22 protein-coding genes are annotated in these 20,725 nt (G+C 58.0%); 14 read left to right on the top strand and 8 right to left on the bottom strand.

Annotated elements, in window-relative coordinates; all coding sequences use genetic code 11:
• Positions 1-11: 11 nt before the first annotated feature.
• The 3 genes from BEP01S_RS02765 to BEP01S_RS02755 all read right to left on the bottom strand — a co-directional run bounded on the left by BEP01S_RS02765 (position 12) and on the right by BEP01S_RS02755 (position 2,434).
• A complete protein-coding gene (locus BEP01S_RS02765) occupies positions 12-632 on the bottom strand; it encodes an SGNH/GDSL hydrolase family protein (RefSeq protein WP_062240359.1) in 621 nt (206 codons plus the stop codon).
• 41 nt (positions 633-673) lie between these two features.
• Positions 674-1,417, bottom strand: coding sequence for an N-acetyltransferase (locus BEP01S_RS16500; protein WP_083532475.1), 744 nt, complete (start codon positions 1,415-1,417; stop codon positions 674-676).
• Positions 1,418-1,996: 579 nt separating this feature from the next.
• Positions 1,997-2,434 (bottom strand): YybH family protein, encoded by a 438-nt coding sequence (locus tag BEP01S_RS02755; protein ID WP_062240863.1) that lies wholly within the window; start codon positions 2,432-2,434, stop codon positions 1,997-1,999.
• Here BEP01S_RS02755 and BEP01S_RS17305 point away from each other — a divergent pair.
• Positions 2,372-2,842: a winged helix-turn-helix transcriptional regulator gene (locus tag BEP01S_RS17305; RefSeq protein ID WP_373277891.1), complete on the top strand. Its 471-nt coding sequence runs from the start codon at positions 2,372-2,374 to the stop codon at positions 2,840-2,842. The two genes, BEP01S_RS02755 and BEP01S_RS17305, sit on opposite strands and share 63 nt — an antisense overlap.
• Positions 2,843-4,335: 1,493 nt before the next feature.
• Here the strand turns inward: BEP01S_RS17305 and BEP01S_RS16745 are convergent.
• Positions 4,336-4,776, bottom strand: a complete 441-nt coding sequence (locus tag BEP01S_RS16745; protein WP_167348248.1) for a GNAT family N-acetyltransferase — start codon at positions 4,774-4,776, stop codon at positions 4,336-4,338.
• Between the two features lie 613 nt (positions 4,777-5,389).
• Between BEP01S_RS16745 and BEP01S_RS02745 the strand changes: the two genes are divergently transcribed.
• From BEP01S_RS02745 to BEP01S_RS16485, 6 genes are all read left to right on the top strand, one after another.
• Complete coding sequence (locus BEP01S_RS02745; protein WP_062240350.1) at positions 5,390-5,995, top strand: NADPH-dependent FMN reductase; 606 nt, start codon at positions 5,390-5,392, stop codon at positions 5,993-5,995.
• Positions 5,996-6,597: 602 nt separating this feature from the next.
• Positions 6,598-7,353 carry an ABC transporter ATP-binding protein gene (locus BEP01S_RS02740; RefSeq protein ID WP_062240345.1) on the top strand — a complete coding sequence of 252 codons (756 nt, stop codon included), beginning with the start codon at positions 6,598-6,600 and terminating at the stop codon, positions 7,351-7,353.
• Complete coding sequence (locus tag BEP01S_RS02735; protein WP_157070494.1) at positions 7,350-8,948, top strand: hypothetical protein; 1,599 nt, start codon at positions 7,350-7,352, stop codon at positions 8,946-8,948. Before BEP01S_RS02740 ends, BEP01S_RS02735 begins: the two co-directional genes overlap by 4 nt.
• An 81-nt stretch (positions 8,949-9,029) precedes the next feature.
• Positions 9,030-9,254 (top strand): transposase, encoded by a 225-nt coding sequence (locus BEP01S_RS02730; protein WP_083532473.1) that lies wholly within the window; start codon positions 9,030-9,032, stop codon positions 9,252-9,254.
• A 196-nt stretch (positions 9,255-9,450) separates the two neighbouring features.
• Entirely contained in the window at positions 9,451-9,744 is a 294-nt protein-coding gene (locus tag BEP01S_RS16490) for a hypothetical protein (RefSeq protein ID WP_157070492.1), read from the top strand.
• Positions 9,745-10,101: a DDE-type integrase/transposase/recombinase gene (locus BEP01S_RS16485; protein ID WP_083532471.1), complete on the top strand. Its 357-nt coding sequence runs from the start codon at positions 9,745-9,747 to the stop codon at positions 10,099-10,101.
• A 273-nt stretch (positions 10,102-10,374) separates the two neighbouring features.
• On the opposite strand, the gene BEP01S_RS02720 is transcribed toward BEP01S_RS16485, so the two are convergent.
• Complete coding sequence (locus BEP01S_RS02720) at positions 10,375-11,025, bottom strand: DUF1707 SHOCT-like domain-containing protein (protein WP_062240339.1); 651 nt, start codon at positions 11,023-11,025, stop codon at positions 10,375-10,377.
• Positions 11,026-11,645: 620 nt separating this feature from the next.
• Between BEP01S_RS02720 and BEP01S_RS16480 the strand changes: the two genes are divergently transcribed.
• Positions 11,646-12,362 carry a hemerythrin domain-containing protein gene (locus tag BEP01S_RS16480; protein WP_083532470.1) on the top strand — a complete coding sequence of 239 codons (717 nt, stop codon included), beginning with the start codon at positions 11,646-11,648 and terminating at the stop codon, positions 12,360-12,362.
• 19 nt (positions 12,363-12,381) lie between these two features.
• Here the strand turns inward: BEP01S_RS16480 and BEP01S_RS02710 are convergent, their stop codons facing one another.
• The gene (locus tag BEP01S_RS02710) at positions 12,382-13,251 is read right to left on the bottom strand and encodes a LysR family transcriptional regulator (RefSeq protein WP_062240333.1); all 870 of its coding nucleotides are present in this window, start codon (positions 13,249-13,251) and stop codon (positions 12,382-12,384) included.
• Positions 13,252-13,409: 158 nt separating this feature from the next.
• Between BEP01S_RS02710 and BEP01S_RS02705 the strand changes: the two genes are divergently transcribed.
• Positions 13,410-14,429: a glycosyltransferase gene (locus BEP01S_RS02705; RefSeq protein WP_062240330.1), complete on the top strand. Its 1,020-nt coding sequence runs from the start codon at positions 13,410-13,412 to the stop codon at positions 14,427-14,429.
• 179 nt (positions 14,430-14,608) lie between these two features.
• On the opposite strand, the gene BEP01S_RS17195 is transcribed toward BEP01S_RS02705, so the two are convergent.
• Together BEP01S_RS17195 and BEP01S_RS02695 are read right to left on the bottom strand one after the other, a co-directional pair.
• On the bottom strand, positions 14,609-15,523 hold the full coding sequence (locus BEP01S_RS17195) for a M23 family metallopeptidase (RefSeq protein ID WP_062240327.1): 915 nt from the start codon (positions 15,521-15,523) through the stop codon (positions 14,609-14,611).
• Entirely contained in the window at positions 15,520-16,137 is a 618-nt protein-coding gene (locus tag BEP01S_RS02695; RefSeq protein ID WP_280512726.1) for an alpha/beta fold hydrolase, read from the bottom strand. The genes BEP01S_RS17195 and BEP01S_RS02695 overlap by 4 nt, the downstream gene beginning before the upstream one ends.
• An 805-nt stretch (positions 16,138-16,942) precedes the next feature.
• Between BEP01S_RS02695 and BEP01S_RS17190 the strand changes: the two genes are divergently transcribed.
• The 5 genes from BEP01S_RS17190 to BEP01S_RS02680 all read left to right on the top strand — a co-directional run bounded on the left by BEP01S_RS17190 (position 16,943) and on the right by BEP01S_RS02680 (position 20,530).
• Positions 16,943-17,071: a hypothetical protein gene (locus BEP01S_RS17190; RefSeq protein WP_276606419.1), complete on the top strand. Its 129-nt coding sequence runs from the start codon at positions 16,943-16,945 to the stop codon at positions 17,069-17,071.
• 159 nt (positions 17,072-17,230) lie between these two features.
• Positions 17,231-17,665, top strand: coding sequence for a GNAT family N-acetyltransferase (locus BEP01S_RS17300; RefSeq protein WP_083532468.1), 435 nt, complete (start codon positions 17,231-17,233; stop codon positions 17,663-17,665).
• An 83-nt stretch (positions 17,666-17,748) separates the two neighbouring features.
• Positions 17,749-18,357, top strand: coding sequence for an NADPH-dependent FMN reductase (locus BEP01S_RS02690; RefSeq protein WP_062240321.1), 609 nt, complete (start codon positions 17,749-17,751; stop codon positions 18,355-18,357).
• The gene (locus BEP01S_RS02685) at positions 18,354-19,823 is read left to right on the top strand and encodes an MFS transporter (protein WP_083532467.1); all 1,470 of its coding nucleotides are present in this window, start codon (positions 18,354-18,356) and stop codon (positions 19,821-19,823) included. The genes BEP01S_RS02690 and BEP01S_RS02685 overlap by 4 nt, the downstream gene beginning before the upstream one ends.
• Positions 19,824-19,870: 47 nt before the next feature.
• Positions 19,871-20,530: a TetR/AcrR family transcriptional regulator gene (locus BEP01S_RS02680; protein WP_083532466.1), complete on the top strand. Its 660-nt coding sequence runs from the start codon at positions 19,871-19,873 to the stop codon at positions 20,528-20,530.
• Positions 20,531-20,725: the final 195 nt, after the last annotated feature.

Below are 20,725 nucleotides of genomic sequence, written 5' to 3'. Positions count from 1 at the left end.
CGGGATCAATCTCAGAATGGTTCTCGAAGGGATCCCAGCCTGAGAGCCTGCAACGTGATTTCGGCTATATGGCGATGGCCGACTGCGTTAGGGTGGGTGCTGTCGTCCATCCAAGCAGTTGGGGCTTCGGCGCCGAAGTGCTGACGCCAGTGTTGCTCGTGGTCGACAAGGAGGGCATCTTCTGCTTCGGCAACGTTGCGTATTGCTTCGGCATATGCGGTCATCCACTTGCGTCGAGGTACTGGTGCGTCTGGCATCACAAGGACTGGGGTATGGAGGACGACAGTCGCACGAATTCCGTGTCCCTGTTGCACGATCTCGGCGAGTCGCCTTTGGAAGTTGGTGAGTCCGGACTCACCATCTAAGGCGTCGTTTGTGCCGAGCGAAACGTTGAGCACCTGGGGATTGAAGCGGCCGACGAGATACTCGAAGTCAGCGTTTATTTCGAGAGCCGTCCAAGCGGAAACGCCTGAGTTGATCACAATGTCCTGCACCCGACGGAGCTCCCAGCGAACCTGCTCACTGACCAGTTCAACCCAAGAGCGAGAGCCATATGTGTGGAAGACCCCCTGGGTGATGCTGTCGCCGGTGAATACCCAGGTGGCTCGTGAAGTGAGGTCGAGTTCTTTCATTTCGAGGGAACCTCCAGTAGCGGATCGCTGGTGAGTGCAACTTAACCTTCTGTGCTGTGACTGACCCAGATATTGGGTTCGACATACGTCGCGATACCGAGCTCGGCATCGCAATGTACCGGAGCCAAAGCATCCGGCACGTGGACCGGGCCTGAGGTGTCGAACGGCAGACCTGTCCATGCTCTCCATTCGCTGAGCGTTCCCGTGACGACCATGGATCGCTGCGCTATAGATTCAACGGTACCGCCGGCGCGCACGTGTGTGCGTAGCCACGGATCAAGAGGCAGGCCATCCTCGCGGGTGCGATGGACATATGCCTGCATGTCCTGAAAAGGATCCACTTTTCCGTTGGGTCGGACAGGGGCAAGGAGTTGGGAGAATCCGAGTCGTCGGGCATTGACGCGCGCTGCCTCCAGGGCTTGGGCAGAAACTCCCTGACCTCGAGCATCCGATCTTACGGCGATTTCCAGCGCAGATATGGCGTTCGGTGTGCTCCCGGTCAACAGGCGGATCAATCCACGACGAATCGCACCATCCCATCCGTCTGCTGGGAGCTCTCCGTTTGGCGGTGTTTGAAAGGGAATCGAGTGAACTTTGGCGATGATCGCGTCATGGTCATCCAATGCCAGCAGCGTGTATTCGGCGAGTTGGAGGAGAATGTCGGCGTTGTAATACAGCTCGCCTATCGGGTCCTGCCGGATGAACTCCGGCCAGGTGTTCTCCATATTAAGGAGTTCGCGAAGCAACTCCGGGCGAGTCTGGAGTGTGCTGAATCTCAACTTCATACATTCACGATAGTACGAAAAAACTTTTAACACAGTAGAATTCTAGAAAAGAGTTCGGAATTCACGGAGGAGAGGGATCGGACGTGGCGCCAGGACCTCCTGGCGAAGCTAGAACTACGAGTGGACTCAAACCAGACTAGTGAAGGGGGACTGGGCTTGGGCTACGGTCGCAGGTGATGCCAGGAACCGTTGTGCGATGGCGAAATTGGCTTTACCTATCGACATAACCCACCACAACGTGTGTGGTGGAGGATGGCTGCTCTTGCCTCGTGAAGTGACCCAGCGGACTCCTGCCGATCAGTTTGCTCGTGAATGAATGGGTTGAAGATGTTCTTTCCGTAAGACGCTCAAGTGGCACCATCCTTTGCTATGTGTGGCGGATGATCGGCGAATGTGCCGTCTTGTTCCGGTCACGGCCAGTGTTGCCGGTGGGATGAAAGTGATTGCAGGTGCTGCAGAGCTATCTGCGCTTCGTCGCGATGGTTGAGGATTCCGACATCTGGGCTCATGCCTGGACATGCTTACAGACTGATGCATGAGATTTGTAGATCACATCGGAGAGATTCCTGCACGTACGTTCTAGCCGTGGTTGTGGTGGGTATCGTGGGCTCGCGCCGTACCGAAAGGGTTGTCGATGAGGTACCGCCAAAATCCGTCGTCTCCGCGGCGAGCGACGTCGGTTGCTGTGCCGCGGATGTTGATCAACTGCCCTTCTGGCGTGGTCCCCGAGATTGTCCAGTCGACAATGAGGAGTGCTATATCGTTCGTTTCGTACACATGGCGAAGCTGTACGGCAAGAGGCAATCCTAGCGCCTGAAATGATGTGTTCGCCGCGATTCGGTCCTGGCCAGAATGTGGAGTGCCAGGAGAAGAGACGAACGTACTGGATTCCTCGTACAAGAGTTCAACCGCCTGGGGGTCACCGCTATTGAAGGCGCGGGCGAATGCCGAGGGATGATCTGCTGCTGTGGTTGTAAGAGAGACGTTGGAGGTGTCAGTGAAATGGCTTTCAGTCATAAATCTAGTCAAGATGATCGCAATGTGACTAACCAAACGGAGAGTTACAGCGGATGGGACATGACTCTCGTTCCCGGGATGGATGGGCGCACACTTGAGCCTCATCACGACTGCCCGGTCGAAGTGGCACTTGAAGCTCTCAAGGGTCGATGGACAACCCTCGTTCTGCGAGAACTGATGCATGGAGACAAGTCGTATGGGGCACTATCGCAGAGCTTGCCAAAATTGAGCGACAAAGTCCTCACTGATGTTCTGACACATCTGCGCAAGTGTGGCGTGGTCAGCCGAACGGTGTTCCGGGGATTTCCAAACCGGACTCTTTATCGATTGACCGCGACCGGATGGGAAATTCGTCCGCTGCTGATCGAGCTTTACCGGACTGGTCTACGAATGAGAAAGTCATGCTGAGGTGGATCGTGCAATGCTTGGACACACGGTGTCGGTCGTCCAACAGGCAGAACAAGCTGTGTAATTTCCTACGACCGTCGGCGGGGAAATGTAAGCAGCTTCGTGAAGCTTTCAAGGCGGCGTAAACTCTTGAGGCCGAAATTTGGAGCTAATCGTCACCTCAGCAAATGATCAACGTGCTGGCACACTTTGGCACCCCTGATGTGCCCCAGACAGCCTAGTCAGAGGCGATCAGCAAAATCGATCGCTTTGTCTACCTCCGAGTTCTCCATGAAGGCGTGCAATGTCAGCGTCTGGTAGTTCAAAGTCGCCAGCACAGTCATTGACTCAGTGCTGAGTGATTAGGTGGTTCGAAGGTGCGAGGTAGACAGTTGCGTTTGTGGCTTTCTCGGCGTCTGAGCGACCCGTTGATAGTTCAAGTGATGGACTCGGGCATCAACCGCAGCGCCCGCCGAATGCAGGATTACATGCAGACTGCTTGTGCCGGGGTGAGCCTTAGAGATTTGCAGAGTACCGGTCCCCGGCTTGCGTCTAACTCAAACTTTTCCAAGGGGACAACACCCCCGTGCTGGACGATGCAACGCAGCCCTCGCAGGAGCAAATATTATCGACTCAATTGCAGCAGATGCGGTTGTATCCAGTCGATCTGAGCGGCGAAAGACCTGATGGGACCCACGCGTCACTGAGAAGATTCCAGGCGGACTGCGACTGAAAGCGAGGCCTCCTCGATCTGGAATCTCGTGACAGTATTTCTTAACGCGAACAACTCAGCGGTGACTTAGCGCTTGGATGTGCAGCCGTCCCGTCTGCCCTGTGTCTGACTCGCAGATCGAACTGGTCCATACATGCACTTGCCTGTTCGGGAAGAGTTCGAGTGGCTAGTGTTGCGGGTGCCGCCGAAGGTGAAGCACGGGGTACGAGTCGCCTCGGCGACCGTTGTCGATGGCGGCTGACAGGATGCCGTGCACGTGTTCTTCAGATCTGCGATGAGTAAGTTCCCGAACGACGGTCTTGAGACGGCCGAGTTGTCTAGAACTTCAGGCCACGGCGATTGGCGCGATGTGCTTCCAAGCGTGGTTCCCAAGACGCCGTGCTTCAGAGTTGATCTCTTGGAGCTGGACTCGTGTCGGGTCAGCGAGAGCCTGCAGCAGGGCTATGGGAATTAGCAGTAGTTCGTCGACTGTAGATCTCTTTGGTCCGACGTCTGGCGGAGCTCTTCTCTCGGTGGTGTGCAGTCCCCATTCATCATGCAAGAATCACCTAGAACCTTGTTCTGGATGCGGCTGCGGGGCCGACCAGGAGCCGACTTCGGACTACAAGAAGAACGACGCCGCTGCCTCGCAGTTTCCCCGTGCGGTGTCCTAAACCGTGCGACCGTATTCTGAACGGATTTACAGTTCAACGAGATACTCGGCCGGCGATCGAGTGCCAAAGTGCCGATCGGGCCTGTCGCCGACATAACTCATCGGGCAATTCCAAATACGCTGTGCATATCACGCTCGTTTGTATCGACTGACCCACAATCCAGGTAGTGCTTCCGTGTCGCCGACATGCGAGAAGCTGAGTGCTTCATACAGCCGACGCGCTGGAGTGTTTTCGCGGCCAGTTGAGACGTCTATCGGCTCTGAGCCAAGAGAGAGTATCAGTTGGCGGGCCAAACCCAAGCGATGCCAGCGCGGTTCAACAAACAGACGATCCACTTCGAGTGAGAGAGCAGGTTTGGAATAGGCGATTGCCGCGACGATTGCAGAACTCGCGATCGCGACGTGCCACTGAAGGCCAGCAGCTACAAGCCTTGCTTCTGACTCACTGAGCTGGGGGATGCGGTAGTCGCCGATGAGCGCGGCTTCAACGAGGTAAGCCTGCCGTTGCAGAACGATCAGCTGACTGGATGCGTTTACGACCTCTTGGGGCTCAAGACGCGCAATGTTCACGCCATCACATGGGATGTTCATAGTGTCGAGCTACTTTCCGCGACAATCTCGGGACCCGGCGAATTTATCCCGGGCATACGACCGAATATAGATCCAGAGTGCACTGATGGTGAGCGAATCCATGATGCCGTACGTCGTTCCAACGTTCATGTCGTCAAAGATTCGATCAAGAGTGCCGGAGGCTAATCCGACGAGCAGGAGCCGCACCCAGGGTAGGAGCGTCGGGGGGACTGGGGCGCCTACTGGTCCAGTTCATGTCGGTGCTATCCATTTGGATTCACCACGTCAGACTGTGCGCGTTGTCGACAGTTTTTACGGAGAGGACCGTTCTTGCAGGATTCGAATTTTGAATGTCCTGTTTTCGGGGTGGCTATTGCAAAGATTTACACGTACTCTGACAACTAGGTTGTCATAATTCTGATGCCGATTACAACCACATTTGCCATCAGAGTGCACTCAGCACGGCGACCTCGGGGCGGTGCTGAGGTCGCTGTGCGTCTCAAGCGGAGAAGATCCGTGCGGTGCGTGAGTTCCGGTGAGCTCTTGCGCGATGATCTGGTATTGCATATTCTGTAAAGTACCAGAAGTACTTTACAAACCAATGGAGGTTAGCATGACAAAGATTGCCGTCATCGTCGGTAGTACCCGTCAACATCGTCGTGGACGTCAAGTAGCTGAATGGGTCTATGAGTATGGTCGCACCCACTCGCCGGTCGAAGTCGATTTCGATTTGATTGACCTGGCAGATTATTCCCTTCCGGTTCTCGATGAGCCCTATCCAGCTGCGTGGGGGATCTACCAGAATGATCACACCCGTAGATGGGCAGAGTCGATCGCCGCTTACGACGGTTACGTCTTCGTCATCGCGGAATACAACCACGGCGTACCTGGTGCGCTGAAGAATGCGATCGACTACCTGTACGACGAATGGACGAACAAATCCGCAGGGTTTGTCAGCTACGGCGCAGATGGTGGAGTTCGAGCGGTCGAACAGATGCGTACAATCTCGGCCGAACTTGGACTGGCAGATGTTCGCGAGCAGGTTGTTCTTTCAACTTTCACCGACTTCGACTATACAGAATCTGACCTTGCTCATCCCGCAACAGCGGGCGACTTTGCCCCAGAAGCTCGGCATGTGGACGATCTCTCTGCAACTCTGCATTCGGTTGTTGTGTGGGCTGAAGCCATGGCCTCGGTTCGTGTTTCTATTTCAGTATGAGCATCCCTGCGGGCAGTGCACGGAACTGAGCCGTGAGGAGGTGTCGGTATGTCAGTCCAAGATCCCATGTTCTTTCTGATGGTGAAGGGCGCGAGTGCGGCCCACCCTCCACTTTTCGAATCTCAACTTGGGGTGCATCGAACCAGCCTTCAAAGACTCGGGTCCATTCGGATTGCTCCTTCGGCGCCACCGGCGGAGCATCGGGTTCTCGTGAGCCAGTTGCGCGGGGCAGCGTCATGGCTGGACCCCCTTGCGTCAAAATCTGGTGACGAGCCGCCTCGGGGCAGACTTTCGGAGCTCTCGCCGCCATTTTCAGGCTAAGAAGCAGAAGGGATTGTCGCGAGCCAGGGATCTACCGGTCGCAGAATTGCACCGTGCTCGGCAGGCCGGGGCCGAGGTTGGCTTCCCAGGCCACGGAGAGATCACCGTTGATAGGAGCCGATGTGGGCTGAACCCCGGTGGGGGACCGTGTTCGCCTGCGGCCATCGGTCGGGTGAGCTTACGGTCAGCACCGCTCACCACCGTCCTGGTTCCGGGACCATCAGATGCCCTGCCAACGCTGTGTGCAGAACCGATACAACTGTAATCCTCAGGATGAAATCATGAATACATCTACTGAATCCGCAGTTCGACTTCGAGAACTCACAAAAGATTTCGGAGATTTCACAGCAGTCGATGCCATTGACCTGAGCGTAGAGGCCGGAAGCTTCTATGGCATCGTCGGGCCGAATGGGGCTGGGAAGTCCACTACCCTGTCGATGATCGCCGGTTTGTTGGCTCCAACCGCAGGTACCGTCAGCCTCGCTGGATTCGACATCGTCCGAGAGCGAGAGCAGGCTCTTGGTACCCTCGGCATCATGTTGGAAGGGCTGTCGCTGCCCGAGCGCCTGACAGGCGCAGAACTGTTGGAGTATACGGCCGGGTTGCGCGGCATGGATACGCGTTGGCAAGAACGGTCGGATGATCTGCTGACTATTCTTGAACTTGACAGCGCACCGAATACGCTCATCGTCGACTACTCCACCGGTATGCGGAAGAAGATCGGTCTCGCAGTCGCACTTCTGCATCGACCCAAGGTACTTGTACTCGATGAGCCGTTCGAAGCGATAGACCCGATTTCTGCACATTCGATCGAAGCGCTCCTCCGGCAGTACGTCACCGGGGGCGGCACAGTGTTGTTATCCAGTCATAATATGGATGTCATTGAGCGCACATGCACGCGCGTCGCTCTCATGAGCCGCGGGCGAATTCTGTCCGATGGCACGATTGCTGAGGTTGCAGCTGGAAGGACGCTCAACGCGGCTTTCGTTGAATTCATTGGTGTGGCTCCTCAGCGCGAGTTGGACTGGTTGTCATGAGCATGTGGCGTGGGTTTGTTTCGCTTAAACTCCGCATACTTCGGCATGGCCCGCATGGCGATCGAGTTTTCGGGCTCATCACTGGTTTGGTTGTTGCTTCTGGCGTTGTGACACTAGCGGCTCTCACCAGATCTGGCACGCTCGACGACAGCTGGCTTACCGCAGCTATAAGCATTCTTGGAGTCGCTTGGTTTCTCGGGCCGATTCTGCTTCCTGGAGCAGTCCCGGTACTCAACCCGCAGTGGTTCCGGACGTTGCCGAAGCCACCGTTTCGGATCGCTGCGGCACTGGCACCCAGCGAGATGTTGAGTGTGGGTACAGTCATCACCGTCGCGTCCTTGAGCGGATTCGTCGTACTCGCGTCGGTCCACGACGGGATTACTATCGTTGCGGCGCTTGTGGCAGTCATGACGCAACTGTTCTTCTTCGTGTGGTTGGGCCGTAGCGTTGGCGCTCTGGTCGTATTCATGCTGCGGTCTCGTGTTGGTGGGTGGTTTGCCGCGTTCCAGATGTCTGCACTGCTGGCAATATCCTTTGCCGGGTGGATTCCGGTCGCCGCATTCCTCGTGCCAGACCTGGGTAGTGGTCGCGCAGACGCTTATACTGGCGAATTCTGGACCGAGCTGCCGGGTCCACTGGAACAAGTTCTTCTTGCTGCGCCGACGGGTTGGGGAATGGCAGCAATCAATGCCGCCTCGGTTTCGGCTGCGCCAGTCGTGGTGCTGCTGCCATTAGTCGGTCTCCTGTCGCTCGGGGTATTGCTTTGGATGGTGTGGGTGGTGCTCACTGCGGCGACACTGAGACAGCCTCCAACGCGGGCCAGCAGCCGGCTAAAGGTGCGAACTAGGCGGGCACTATCAGCTCGGAGGTATGCAAGCCCACTGCGCACAGACCCGGTGACCGCTGTTGCCAAGCGTGAATTGAAAACTTGGTTACGCGATCCGCAAAGGGCGCTTGAACTGCGCCACGCTTGGATGACACCACTGCTCATGGTGCTGCTTGTGATTCCGACTGCGTGGTATTGGAGCGTCCCGTTTGTTGGTGTTGCTGCCGCTGTTTTCGCGGCAATGGTGGCCATCAACACCTATGCACTTGATGGCACAGCACTCTGGCAGTTGCTGACGACCCCAGGTGCGATCCGCGCTGACGTTCGTGGGCGGCAACTTGCCTGGATGCTGATGTTCGGGCTTCCGATATTAGTAGCCAGCACAACTCTCAGCCTTGTTGTTGAATCGTCGTTGGCACACGTTGCGTTGGGAGCCACTCTCGCTGCGGTCGGGGTAGCCTGCGGCTGCGCACCACTGATAAGCGCACTCATGCCAGCGGTCGGCCGCGATGCCCGTGAACGAATATCGACTGGACAAAATGCTGGAAACCCGGCGGGCGGACAGATGATGTCGTTCGCCCTCGTGCTATTTGCTTCGTTTCTTCCGGCAATACTGGCGGCCGTTTTGCAACTTGGAGACCTCTGGGTTTTCCACCTCATTTTTGGGCTCACCACTGGGGGGATCAGCATTGCAGTAGCCGGGCCGCTGACAGTCGAACGACTGGTCATCACCGGACCAAAGCTGATGGCCTCAATAAAGTCTGGATGACTAGACCTGGACGACTAGACGCGAATCGCCCCGGGGATAATAGAGGCGGGGTGATTGGGAGATGGAGATACTCTCTTGCCAGTGAAATACACCGATGACCTCGGGGCGCGTGCCGTCGATCTCGTCATCTACGCTCAAGCTGATCCCGAGACGGCGAACGGGGCGATCATCCGCGTCGCGAACCAGCTCGGTCTGAGTAAACAGACTCTGCGAGTCTGGGTGCGTAAGCACAGGGACATCGGTAAAGCCACCCCCGCCGGCCGAGTCGGTCGACCTGGAAGCGAAGAACCGGCGGCTGCAGGTTGAGTTGACCTAAGCAAAGAAAGCGAACGAGATTCTGAAGGGAGTCTCGGCTTCAGCGACGACAATCGCGACGAGTTCGGCATCACACCAATAGTGCGCGCCCTGTCCGGGACTGTGGCACGGATTGCTGTGAGCTCGTGTATGCGTTCAAGAGCATCAATCAGCAGCCAGAGCTCGACGGGATCAGGCTCTGATGGTGATGATCGAGGATGCCTATGAGGCGAACTATTCCTACTACGGCTACGGGCAGCAGTTGATATGGAAGGCGATCAACCGGGAGTACACTGACCAGTACAGGCATGTTGCTGGCTGCACGGCGAAGCGGTTGATGCGACAGTCGGGCATCGACGGGTTCCAGCGGGAGCGTCCGAAGACGGTCTCAGCTAGGACTGAGGAGTGCCCGGATGATCGCGTCGAACATCAGTTCGCGGCACCGGCACCGAACTGCTTGTGGGTCGCTGACATCACGTATGTGCCAACGCAGGCTGGGTAAGTGCACACGACGTTCATCCTTGATGTTTTCCATCGCGAGATCGTCGGTTGGCAGGTGACGAACCATATGCGGGAGTCGCTGGCCAGGGACGCTCCGCCAATGGCGCTAGTGGCGAAGTATCGGGCTGGCGAAGCTGTGTCCGGGCTAGTCCACCATCGCGATCGTGGCATTCAAATCCGATCGACTCGCTACGTAGAGACCCTGGCGGAATCAGAGATCGTCGCGTCGGTGGGGTCGCGCGGGGACTCGTACGATAACGCTATGGCCGAAGCTCTGATCTCGGCCTACAAAGCCGAGTTCGTCGACCGGAAAGTGCAGTGGAGGTTGATCGAGACGATAGCTGAAACGCCGAAATAGGTGGCTTGATACAACCAGCCACGATTGTATTCAGCGCTGAGCCGCCGCCCGCCGTCCGAGGTCCGTTCGGAGTGGATCAACCAGTCCGTGGATGAGGTTACGTCTGCTTAAGAAACCGAGGTAAGGAGCCCGTACGAAACCCGGGTTTTGACAATAATCCTTGACCTCGACCGAAGCCGATTGGCCAGGTTGAAGTTGTCGCTCTCGGACGATGATCACCCGGGGCGCTCGTTGCATTCGAGGGCCAGGTGCAGTGTGGTGGTTCGGGTCAGGTCACGGCGTTAGTCGTCGTTCCCGGCGATTGGGACCGAGGGCTTGGAGCACTCCAGATCCGATGTTCCCTCTGACGCGGACGACGGGATGCTTGTCTATCGGGGCAGCGTTGGCTTTGAAGGTGATGACTGCGATCCGGCTGCGATCGAGCTCGGAAATGTCGACACCCCAGCTGTCAGGTACAACGATCTTCAGTGTGCCAGTGCGTGCGGAGACGCGGATGTCGATGCTTGTTAGGCCAGTGATGACATCGAGGAAGTTGAGTTCAAGCAGTCTGCCAGCCGGCTTGCAATGCAGGTACGGTGACACCAGCCATCTCCCTCGTCGGATAAGGCCGTTCCACGGTGCGCGGAGGACCTCTCTGTTGTCAGGAGACCAGCCGTAGCCAGAACCCGCCGATCTCTGGGTTCCTGTGGCGCCAGTCAGTATTTGGGTCGAGGGCAACTCGGTGCCAAGCCCCGCTAGCGGGCGATCGAGATCGATAGGGAATCGAGCGGCTTCGACCAGTTCCATGCGTTCTTCGAGTTCGACGATCGTGATACGGCCGTCACCAGCAGCAGCCCGGAGGGTCTCTATTGCGTGATCGCGTTCATTGTCCCCGATTAGAACGGTACGGGATGGGTCATCAGACTGGTCATTTTCGGCCGACATCCTTGTCGCTCCTCTGCTGTGCGGTCTTTTGTTACTGGCCTTGCCAGATTCGACTGGCCACGTTCTTTACGGTACTGGACTGACAGGAAATGATTTCAGTCTAGTTCGTAAAGTTGCGGCTATCGACATTTTGTGTCGTAAACCCGAGAACGAATACGAAGCCCACCCATCATTTGCGGCCCTCAAGTTCCCGAGACGAGTACTCGTAGAATCGCGTCTGCAACTATTGATGAACCCCTGAAAGATGCAATCTCCGATAAAGACCCAGATTGACTGGGGCGAAGACGCTGGGCCGCTGGGGTTTCTTCACGGGCACGTCCTGGTTTTTAGCGGATTTTGTCTTTATGGCACATGCATAAGAGGAGTTCTGTTCTCCGACTTATCGATATAGACGATCAATATACCCGAAGAAATCGGTTGGACGGCATGGTTTACGGGCGACAGAATTGAATTTCAATGCGCCAAGAAAGGTCAGAGTATGAGCACATATGAAGTTCGCGCTATAAGAGCGCAAGTGTGGGTATCGGCCGATGAATCGCAGCGAAACCGGAGGCCAGCGGCCCGTGGCCCAGCTGACAACGTGACGACTGCAGTCTATTTGACCATGCAAGGAGCCAGCTATGAGTGAAATGCCCGTGAAGCGGTCGCCGGATGCAACCAGACCCGCAGACACTTTGACGATGACTCTCTTCCATGCGGCACTGCGCCGAGATCTCGAACGAGCCCGATTCCTGCTAGAGAACCCGCATTGGTTGAGTCCGCGGCGTGCACGCAGGCTCGGTCGGATGCTGTTGTGGGATATGGGTGAGTTGCGCCGGCACCATGAGGGAGAAGACCACTATCTGTGGCCCCTGCTGCTCGAGCGCTCACCGGAAAGCTCTGAACTGCTCAATGCTATGGAAAATGAGCACCTGGCAATCGATGAACCGCTTGCGGAACTTGAGGTTGCTGCCCGCGGTCTTGTCGCCGCACGCAATGGGCCACAGCAGGTTCTTGCCGCCCTCGATGTGCTGGAAGGTCCGTTGCGGACGCACCTCGAGCACGAGGAAGCCGACGGGATGGACATTGTGACCCGTGTGCTCAACCATCAAGAATGGAAGGAGTTCGAACAGCGTGCATGGGCTGCAGGTTATACACCCCTCGAAGCGCTACGGTTCCTCGCCTGGATATGCGATGGAGTCGATTGGAGCCCTTCTGTGTTGCGGCGGACTCGTATGCCCGTTCCGTTCTGGCGTGTACTGTCCGGCCCCCTTTCGTCTATCGCAGCGGTGCCGGGTGCGAGTGTCTGGGCGGGCACTCCGGCTGCTCGGATCAGGAGCCGGGTGACCCCGAGATGAGCAGGAGTCCCGACTCGGCTCAATGGTTTCCAATCCCCTCGATGAGACGGGTGACGAGGATTTCTGTAGCCGGGGCGTGGAGGTCGGGACCGGTGACGAGACCGACGTCGACCTGGGGTTCAATGCCGTGCTCACCCACGAGTGGTACGCCCCGACCTTGTGCGAACGAGTCAGGTAGTACAAGCCAACCAATGCTTCGAGCGTACAGCTCCTCGGCGATGGCAGGGGTCGCGACCTGGGCGACGATGTTCAGTGAGATTCCAGCCCGCCGAGCCTCCGTCTCCAGTGCTTGTCGAACACCGACCCCGCCATCGAGGACGATCAGGCGGGCTTCATGCAGCTTTGAAAAGGAGATCGCGGACTCCCCATTCTGCGGTGGCGAGTCACCGACCACGATAAGTGAATCATGGAGCAGCCGTTCCCATCGCAGGGATGTGGTGCCGAACCGGACCACCAGGGCAATGTCCAAAGAGCCGTCAGCGATGGCGCGTTCGAGGGCATCGCTTGACTGCGAAGTGATGACGAGATCAATGCCGGGGAAGTCACTGGCGAAGTCTGCCAGGATTCTGCTCAGCCCAGGAACTGTGGCCTCGGCGATGATGCCGAGCCGTATCCGTCCATGGCGGACTCCTGCCAAGTCGTCGACGACCTGGCGTATCGCGTCTAATGACGACAGAGCGGTCCGAGCTGCAGGTAGGACGGCAGCTCCCACCGGAGACAGGCTCACCCTCCGCGTGCTGCGCAGGAGAAGACGATGGCCCAGCGCTGTCTCGAGTTCCTTGATGCGCGAACTGATAGTCGATTGGGCCGTACCGATTCTATCGGCGGCGGCGCTGAACGATTCCTCCTCAGCGACGAGGATGAATGCTTCGAGCTTGGACATGTCCATGTGAACGTACCTTTCGTGAAATGAAGGTGACTTTGTGATGCAACTTGGCCCCCGAGCTTCTGACGCCCGCGCGAGCAGGGGCGGATCACCATGGCCAGCCCTCCCACAGTTCGTACCGCGACTGGGAGCTGGGATGTCCGTTCAGCCTTGCAGGAGGAATGGCGGACCATATGATCGCTGGGCCGGCGCGCCGATGGGCCGAGGATCTACTGCCGCACTTGCGGTCTGCGCGCCTTGACCGTGTCGTGTATTCCTTCACCGTTTTCGGTGCGATGGTTGCGGCCCAGTCCGTCGGGGTGTCTTTTGGTGTCCTTATTCCAAATATCTATCCCATGCCCACGCCAAGCCAGCCACCGATGGGAATGGTGTTGTCGCCTTCGCAGACCTTCGTCGGACGGGGAAGGGACCGCCTACTGGGCGAGATCGGCACTCGGATGCTTGCGCACTATGTGATGCCTCGGTTGAATGCCCTGCGCCGGGATCTTGACCTGCCGCAATTGCGCAATGCGTGGCAGCAGGTCCACGGAGCTCGGCGTGAGCTGGTTCTGAGTTCCCATGCATTCGACATTGCGAACAACTGTGATTCTACTGTGCGGTACGTGGATCCGATGCTTGATGACCCGGGCTGGGCACATTCGCACCACTCTGTCGAACCTCGGGGCGAGGGTCCTCTGATCCTGGTCGCGATGTCGTCGGCAGAGCAGGGGCAGTTGGGGGTTCTGCAGAACGTCATCGAAACGTTGTCCATTCTGCCCGTTTGCGCCGTCGTGACGACCGGGCTCAGCATCGACCTCTGCGATCTGAGCGGTGGCGCCCGTGTGGAGATCGTTCGGGCCGCCCCGCACCACGACTTGATGACGCACACCGGTTTGGTCATCACCCACGGCGGGCACGGCACTGTCATGAAATCCCTGACTGCTGGGCTGCCGATGGTGATCCTCCCGCAGGGGCGTGACCAGGCAGACAACGCGGTTCTTGTGTCCTTACGTGGAGCAGGGATCACGCTTCCACGAGATGCACCCGCCGGGCAGATCACCCACGCTGTGGTTGAGGCGCTGAAATTGCCGGGATACTCGAAGGCAGCCCGTATGCTGGGGGAGGCGATTCGGCACGAGGTGGCCGGCAGCAATCTGGTCTCCGAGTTGGAGCCTTCGTATGGTGACACGGTCAACGCCTGAATCTTCATCGATGGCGTGTGCCTTGAGTAGCCCGCAATGCATCAAGCGGCGGCTGCGGTCTGCAGAGGCATGACAGTAGACAACGCAGCAGGTTCGTCTCGTTGAGCCCGGCCGTCAATGAGAAGCCCCAGACGATGGCAAAGTGCAAGAATCCGGTACTCACTCGTTTTCATTGCGAGTCACGACGGATCGGTTGTGATCATGAGCTGGCCGTTGGCTGGTAGGTCATGTGTGTGCGTTTCAATCAGGTCGGTCTCCCCATCTGTAGGTAAGAATTCGGCGTGCTGGAATCCCATGGGAAGTCCGTGGGCCAACCAGAGGGATTGACGGTCCATGAGTTGGGCATGAACATGAGGTTCTGTGCTGTTCCCCGAGTTGCCGCAGTCGGCGATGTGATCTCCAGCCTTGACTCGATCGCCCACCTGTATTCGAAGAGACCCTCTGCGTACGTGGGCTACGACGGCGAACGTCCCGTCGTCTGCACGGATCGTGACGTGGTTGCCGAAGATCCAGTGGGGGCCACCGATTGTTCTCACGCTCTGCTCGATGGCGAGGTAGATATGGGAGAGCGGACTTGTCCGGCTCCGGTGGTCTCTCTGCCAATCGGTCGCATTGGCGACTACCCCATCGACCATGGCGAGTACGGGTAGCCCATGACCCGGGAACTGATGGGCTGGGAGCATGCCGGTCGTCGTGGGGTAGTCTACGGCGACCTGGCTCTCCTCGGGCCACGCGACGAGGTCGATGGCGTGAGACTGTCCGAACATGCGCAGTCCATGGCTGGGAACCTTCGTTGCGGGGCTGTTCGCCGCCAGCCATCGGCCTCTGACAGGTGGGTGCAGAATGCGTAGCTGGGTTGGATGGCGGGGCCGGCCGAAGGCGCAAACAGCCAGAAAGATCGCTGCTAGCGTCAGTGCGGCATACGACGCATCGGTCAGTACGGACAGCAATGGTTGCGGGGTCGGGAGAAATGCTGCCGCGGCTGTGATCAACATAATGGCGACCACGGCGTAGGCGAGTACGATTCGGACTCTGAACATCCAGTCCCGTAGTGCGGTCACAGAAGACTGGGGGCTGTTGTTGACGCTCGTCATGTCGACACTCCTTTCGTCAGGATAGTTCCGATGGCGGTGCCCAGAAGAGTGGGGTCTTCGACGTGAGCCAGGTGTCCCTGCCCGGGTAAAACCGTGACCGATGCCTGTGGGATGCGCTCCGATACACGGTCGAAGACAGGACCATAAGGTTCGACCGCATGTGAACGTTCGCCGACGATCAGCGCCGCAGCCACGCTCTCCCATTTCTTACTGGGCGTGAAATTGTTGAGCGCGGCGAGTTCCGCAGCGAGGGGAATGGCCAGTTTTCGCAGGTGTGACCACTCGGACTGATCCTTCATTGCTTCCACAATCTCGGGTTCTAGCCCGCTGATGTCGCGGTTGATGACGACAACCCGTTCATTGAGATCGGCTTCTTCCAGCATCGACACGGCACCCTTAGCGAACGGAGGAAGCACAGGGTCGTAGGTAACCACTGATCCAACGCGCGTCCTGGGCGGCATTTTCGAGTGAGATCGTCCCTCCCCGTGGCTCCACCCCACGAGGTGCACCGGCTGTTCAAGATGATCGATCCAAGCTCGCAGATCACCGATCTCGGTGTGCAGGCTGTAGTCGGCACCCTGCGCGTCGCTGTGGCCACGGCCTCGACGGACGATGATCCACGCCGGGGCCTGCGTAGTTCATCGCCTGCGCTACCGCAGCGAAATCGTGCGAGTCGGCCATGGCCCCAGGCGCGACCATTTCCGGAGGCCCGGACCCCTGTTGCCATAGGGCGTGCAGTTGTATGTTTTCGCGCTCGATGAGTGCTGATTTGAAGTCATGGTTCGTGATTGTCATATGTAATCCTCATCTGAATCGGCGTCGTCGTTGACCCGAAATCGCTTACCGGTACCTTCATCGAATTGCCCACACCGCGAGTCGATGGCAAAACAAAAGTATAGTAAAAACTGTACTTTACCAAAAGAGAGTTCGACAGCGTCGTCGTCGATGTTGCCGTCCTCCGGTACTGTCACCGCCGTGCATGGGCAGTGAATCCGCGTTGAAGGGCCGACTGGGCAGCAGTTGACACGGCGGCGTCGAGCGGAATAGAGATCGTGGGTCAGTGCTCGAGGAATTGGAACCGAAGCAACCGTCGATGCCCTACTTGCAAAGTTCTGGGACCTGGTCGGCGAGCCTCGTCGAGTTGCGGACTGGAGCCCACAGATCGTTTCGACGGAATTTTGCGACGATGCGGAGGCCGCATCACTTGGCGTCCGCCTCGTCGACAGCAACCACGACTACGGAATGACATAGTCAACATCTGCGAAGATCGTGCGGTTCGTGCCCTGCTGCGAAATGACATTTCAGGTCGACGAAAACTGGCTGGTGTAGTCATTCACTCTGAAGTCGGTGGACGGGGAGAAGGCCCGGGTGGTCCACCGCCGCGATTCTCCAGAAGGAATCTCGGACCGGGCATATGTAATGACCGAAAAGTACAAGGACGGAACCGCCGCGTTCACGCGCAGCATGAGGAACCGGATGGTCCAGACTCTGCTGCGGATCAAGATGGCCACGGAGCAGGAGAGCTTACAAGCGATTCGTCCCTTGTGAGCGGGTCCCCGCTGTCTCCACACATCACGCCTGGTTCTCGAGGTACCTGAGTGTAGAGATGCCGCGGAAGTATTCGCCGTCGTCGGAGACCACCGCGCTGTCACGTACAACCCTACGGACTTCGTCAGTGGCCTTCAGGAGGCGAACAAGCTCATCTAGATGTGGCTTCACCGCTGGGTGGCTCACGATTACGGGTACTGGTGCGTGCGGGAGACGCGGACGGGGCGGATCATGGGCTACTGCGGGATGAATAGAATGCATATCAATGGCTGGCCGGCACGCAGCCTGATAGCTCGGTTCCATCCGGACGTGTGGGGGTTGGAGTATGTGACCGAAGCGGTCATGGCGGCGCTGATATGTGCCGGCACTCACTCAGGGGACGGGTCGGTTGTAGCTCGGACGCGACCAGTGAACCTGGCCTCGCGAACCGTGGCGCTCAAGCTGTGCCTTCGACGCGACCCGGGCAGGGATGAGCGCGGGATCGACGAGTATTCAGTGACCGTTCGACGTGACGATCGCTGCTCGAGGCGGAGAAGCGCGATTGAAGGTGAAATCAAACTTTCGCGTAGATGCTCACTGTTTTCGCGAATGTAACCGAGGGGTCTTGTGCCGGAAGGAGTCAGTCGCTATCGTATGTAAAGTACAAGAAGTACTTTACAACTGAAGGTTTGACAATCATGACTCGCATCGCAATCATCGTCGGCAGCACCCGCGTACACCGTCGTGGCCGAATGGTGGCCGACTGGGTATACGAGCACGGACGAGCGAAAGCGCCGGACGGAGTGCACTTCGACATCGTCGATCTGGTCGACTTCGCCCTCCCGGTCCTAGACGAGCCTGCACCCGCAGCGTGGGGTGTGTACGAACATTCCTATTCGCGGCAGTGGGCTGAGACCATCGATTCATACGATGGGTACGTCTTCGTTCTTTCCGAGTACAACCACGGGGTACCGGGTCCGTTGAAGAATGCCATCGACTATCTGTACAACGAATGGATCAACAAATCGGCCGGATTCGTCAGCTACGGAATGCAAGGTGGCGTGCGCGCAGTTGAACAAATGCGTATGATCGCCGCCGAGCTGGGACTTGCCGATGTTGGCGAACAGGTCGTGCTGTCGACGTCTACGGACTTCGACTACACAGGCTGGGACGAGTCCGACCCTGCGACGACAGGAGCATTCGCCCCGGCGCAACGACAGCTGGCCGACCTGACTGCCACGTTGCATGCGGTGGTGACCTGGGCTGAAGCGATGATCACCGTGCGGCAGAAACTGCTAGCGGCATGAACACGCGAACATCATCTTGGGCCGTGCCTGTTATTCTCCTCGGCGGAGTGCTCCTGCCGTTGGCGATGTCCGGGGCCAGTGTTGCAGTGCCGGCCATCGGTGATGACCTGGAATCCGCAGGTTCTGCGGCGTCATGGGTAGTCACCGGGTACTTTCTCGCAGCTTCATCGCTCATGCTGGTCACAGGTTCCCTGGGGGACAACCTCGGGCGGCGACGAACTTATCGCTTGGGCGTTGTCATCTACGTTCTCGGCGGGGCAATTGCCGCTTTTGCACCGACCATCTCTATTCTCCTCGTGGGGAGAGTGCTGAGTGGAATGGGGGCCGCGGCAGTGATGGCTGGTGGAGCGGCAACTGCTGCAGCGGCATTCAACGGTCCTGCAAGAAGTCGAATGTTCGCCGCGATCGGGACAGCGGCCGCAATCGGACTTGCGGCGGGTCCCGTCGTATCGGGAGGACTGGTCGAAGCCCTCGGATGGCGGGGCGCATTCATGGCGTTCGCTCTGGCGGGGCTGGTCGTGTTCGGCGGATCATTCGCCTTGCCCGAATCTCACGGGGACGAATCGGTACGGATTGATTGGATCGGTGCCGCGTTGGTCGTTGCCGGCCTCTGCTCCTTTATGCTCGCGATAGCGGGGGCTCCGAGTCGCGGCTGGGCGAATCCGATCACTCTTGGAGCCGGCATGCTTGCGCTTGTGTCCTTCGCATTACTTCGTTTTCATGTTCGCAAAGTCCCTTCTCCCATCATCGATTTCTCGCTTCTGCGCGACCCGAACTTTTTGGGCTGGTTGATCGCGTTGGCGACAGTGTCGTTCGGCTACGCCGGGCTGCTCGCCCACTTGCCCAGCTACCTGCAAAGTGTCTTCGCATACTCTCCGTCACAGTCGGGGCTGATGTTGTTGACTCCAGTCGTCCCTATGGTGCTGCTGCCGATGCTGGTGGGGCAGCTGAGCACCAAGGTGCCGGCGAGACTGATGATCGGACCGGCCCTGTTCGCCATCGCTGCCGGTAATGCATGGCTCGGGTTTGCGGTGTCTCTCGATTCCTCCGCATCAGACCTGATCCTTCCTCTGGTGCTCATCGGTCTCGGCCTGGGGACGGCCACAGGCATCGTGGACGCGCAAGCCATGAACCACGCTGAGCCGGAGAAGCACGGGCAAGCAGCCGGCTTGATTAACACAGTTCGAGGAGCTTCGACAACTCTCATTATGGCCCTGTTCGGGTCTGCGATCGTGGGGCTCATCGGGCTGAGTACCGGCGATCCGCAACTTGCGGGCAGGCTCGCGACGGGTGCCGACATCGGCGGCGATACGGTACTCGCGGGTGCAATAAGCTTCGGCTGGACTTTTGCTCAGTGGGGTCTCGCGGTTGTCTGCGCAATGGGCGCAATCATGGTCATGCTCCTTCTCAGGCGGCCAGAACGCAGCGGCTATAAGAGCGTGTCTGAATGGAGCGAGGTAAAATAGGTGCTTTACACTGCATCAAGTGCATCACTAGCAATGAGAGGTAATTGATGATTTCGACATCGAGCACGTCAGGCCCGGCCGGAAAATCAACGAGCCGCCTGCGCCCTGAGAAGCGCGCTGCAATTATGGAAGGCGGTCGGAAAGTGCTGGCCCAGCATGGGATCGAACGAGCAAGTATCGACGCTATCGCCGCTGCGTCCAAGGTGTCCACGAGAACGATCTACAAGCATTTCACGGATAAATCGACGCTGTGCACAGAAATCATTGCCGAATCTGCAGCTCGCGTGGCCGAGGATATTACTGGACTCATTGAGAAGTACTTATTGGGTGTAACCAGTGCTGATGACCGAGAATCGGCATTGACCAACTTCGCAACGGCGTGGCTTCTATCGGACGCACCATCAGAAGATCACCGCATACTTATGGATCAGATGCATGGTATAGCGTTCCATGAGGAGCCTGCCCTCGTCGAAACGTGGTACCGCGCAGGACCCGGGTTGGTCCTCGATACTTTGGCTGCGGCATTCACTACCTGGGGCGAGCGTGGACTTCTTCTCGTCCAGCGATCCGACATTGCTGCAGCGCACTTTGCTCAGCTCGTGTCCGCGCGCCCCAACATTGTCGCCAGTTCGAAAATCAGTGCACGAGAGCGGACAACCTGGGTCAGTGCTGGCGTCGAAGTGTTCCTTCGGGCGTATCGCGCATAGGATTCTCGTTCGCCGCTAGGGGCGGCAGCAACATAGGCACGGCAATTAGCGGCTTCCATGGCTTGCCGTTGGGGACCGTATCGATATGGAACCAGTGATGCCAACTTAGGCCAGACGCATGGCACCGTGGCCCAGACGAATAACTCTACTTCTCCGGTGTTGTTCGGCGTCTTCGGGAAAAGTAGAGAGGTGACG

Source organism: Brevibacterium epidermidis NBRC 14811 (assembly GCF_001570805.1).
GTDB classification, from domain to species: Bacteria; Actinomycetota; Actinomycetes; order Actinomycetales; family Brevibacteriaceae; genus Brevibacterium; species Brevibacterium epidermidis.
The sequence above is the reverse complement of the archived record's forward strand: the minus strand, read 5'-3'. Positions and strand labels throughout refer to the sequence as shown.

What these genes read in the sequence shown, in the direction of transcription:
- BEP01S_RS02765 (WP_062240359.1), bottom strand. Translation starts at nt 632, where the DNA reads ATGAAAGAACTCGACCTCACTTCACGAGCCACCTGGGTATTCACCGGC.
- BEP01S_RS17190 (WP_276606419.1), top strand. Translation starts at nt 16,943, where the DNA reads ATGACCGAAAAGTACAAGGACGGAACCGCCGCGTTCACGCGCAGCATG.
- BEP01S_RS02690 (WP_062240321.1), top strand. Translation starts at nt 17,749, where the DNA reads ATGACTCGCATCGCAATCATCGTCGGCAGCACCCGCGTACACCGTCGT.
- BEP01S_RS17195 (WP_062240327.1), bottom strand. Translation starts at nt 15,523, where the DNA reads ATGACGAGCGTCAACAACAGCCCCCAGTCTTCTGTGACCGCACTACGG.
- BEP01S_RS17300 (WP_083532468.1), top strand. Translation starts at nt 17,231, where the DNA reads ATGTGGCTTCACCGCTGGGTGGCTCACGATTACGGGTACTGGTGCGTG.
- BEP01S_RS02745 (WP_062240350.1), top strand. Translation starts at nt 5,390, where the DNA reads ATGACAAAGATTGCCGTCATCGTCGGTAGTACCCGTCAACATCGTCGT.
- BEP01S_RS02685 (WP_083532467.1), top strand. Translation starts at nt 18,354, where the DNA reads ATGAACACGCGAACATCATCTTGGGCCGTGCCTGTTATTCTCCTCGGC.
- BEP01S_RS17305 (WP_373277891.1), top strand. Translation starts at nt 2,372, where the DNA reads ATGATCTGCTGCTGTGGTTGTAAGAGAGACGTTGGAGGTGTCAGTGAA.
- BEP01S_RS02720 (WP_062240339.1), bottom strand. Translation starts at nt 11,025, where the DNA reads ATGTCGGCCGAAAATGACCAGTCTGATGACCCATCCCGTACCGTTCTA.
- BEP01S_RS16500 (WP_083532475.1), bottom strand. Translation starts at nt 1,417, where the DNA reads ATGAAGTTGAGATTCAGCACACTCCAGACTCGCCCGGAGTTGCTTCGC.
- BEP01S_RS16480 (WP_083532470.1), top strand. Translation starts at nt 11,646, where the DNA reads ATGAGTGAAATGCCCGTGAAGCGGTCGCCGGATGCAACCAGACCCGCA.
- BEP01S_RS02680 (WP_083532466.1), top strand. Translation starts at nt 19,871, where the DNA reads ATGATTTCGACATCGAGCACGTCAGGCCCGGCCGGAAAATCAACGAGC.
- BEP01S_RS02755 (WP_062240863.1), bottom strand. Translation starts at nt 2,434, where the DNA reads ATGACTGAAAGCCATTTCACTGACACCTCCAACGTCTCTCTTACAACC.
- BEP01S_RS16490 (WP_157070492.1), top strand. Translation starts at nt 9,451, where the DNA reads ATGATCGAGGATGCCTATGAGGCGAACTATTCCTACTACGGCTACGGG.
- BEP01S_RS02740 (WP_062240345.1), top strand. Translation starts at nt 6,598, where the DNA reads ATGAATACATCTACTGAATCCGCAGTTCGACTTCGAGAACTCACAAAA.
- BEP01S_RS02705 (WP_062240330.1), top strand. Translation starts at nt 13,410, where the DNA reads ATGGCGGACCATATGATCGCTGGGCCGGCGCGCCGATGGGCCGAGGAT.
- BEP01S_RS02710 (WP_062240333.1), bottom strand. Translation starts at nt 13,251, where the DNA reads ATGGACATGTCCAAGCTCGAAGCATTCATCCTCGTCGCTGAGGAGGAA.
- BEP01S_RS02735 (WP_157070494.1), top strand. Translation starts at nt 7,350, where the DNA reads ATGAGCATGTGGCGTGGGTTTGTTTCGCTTAAACTCCGCATACTTCGG.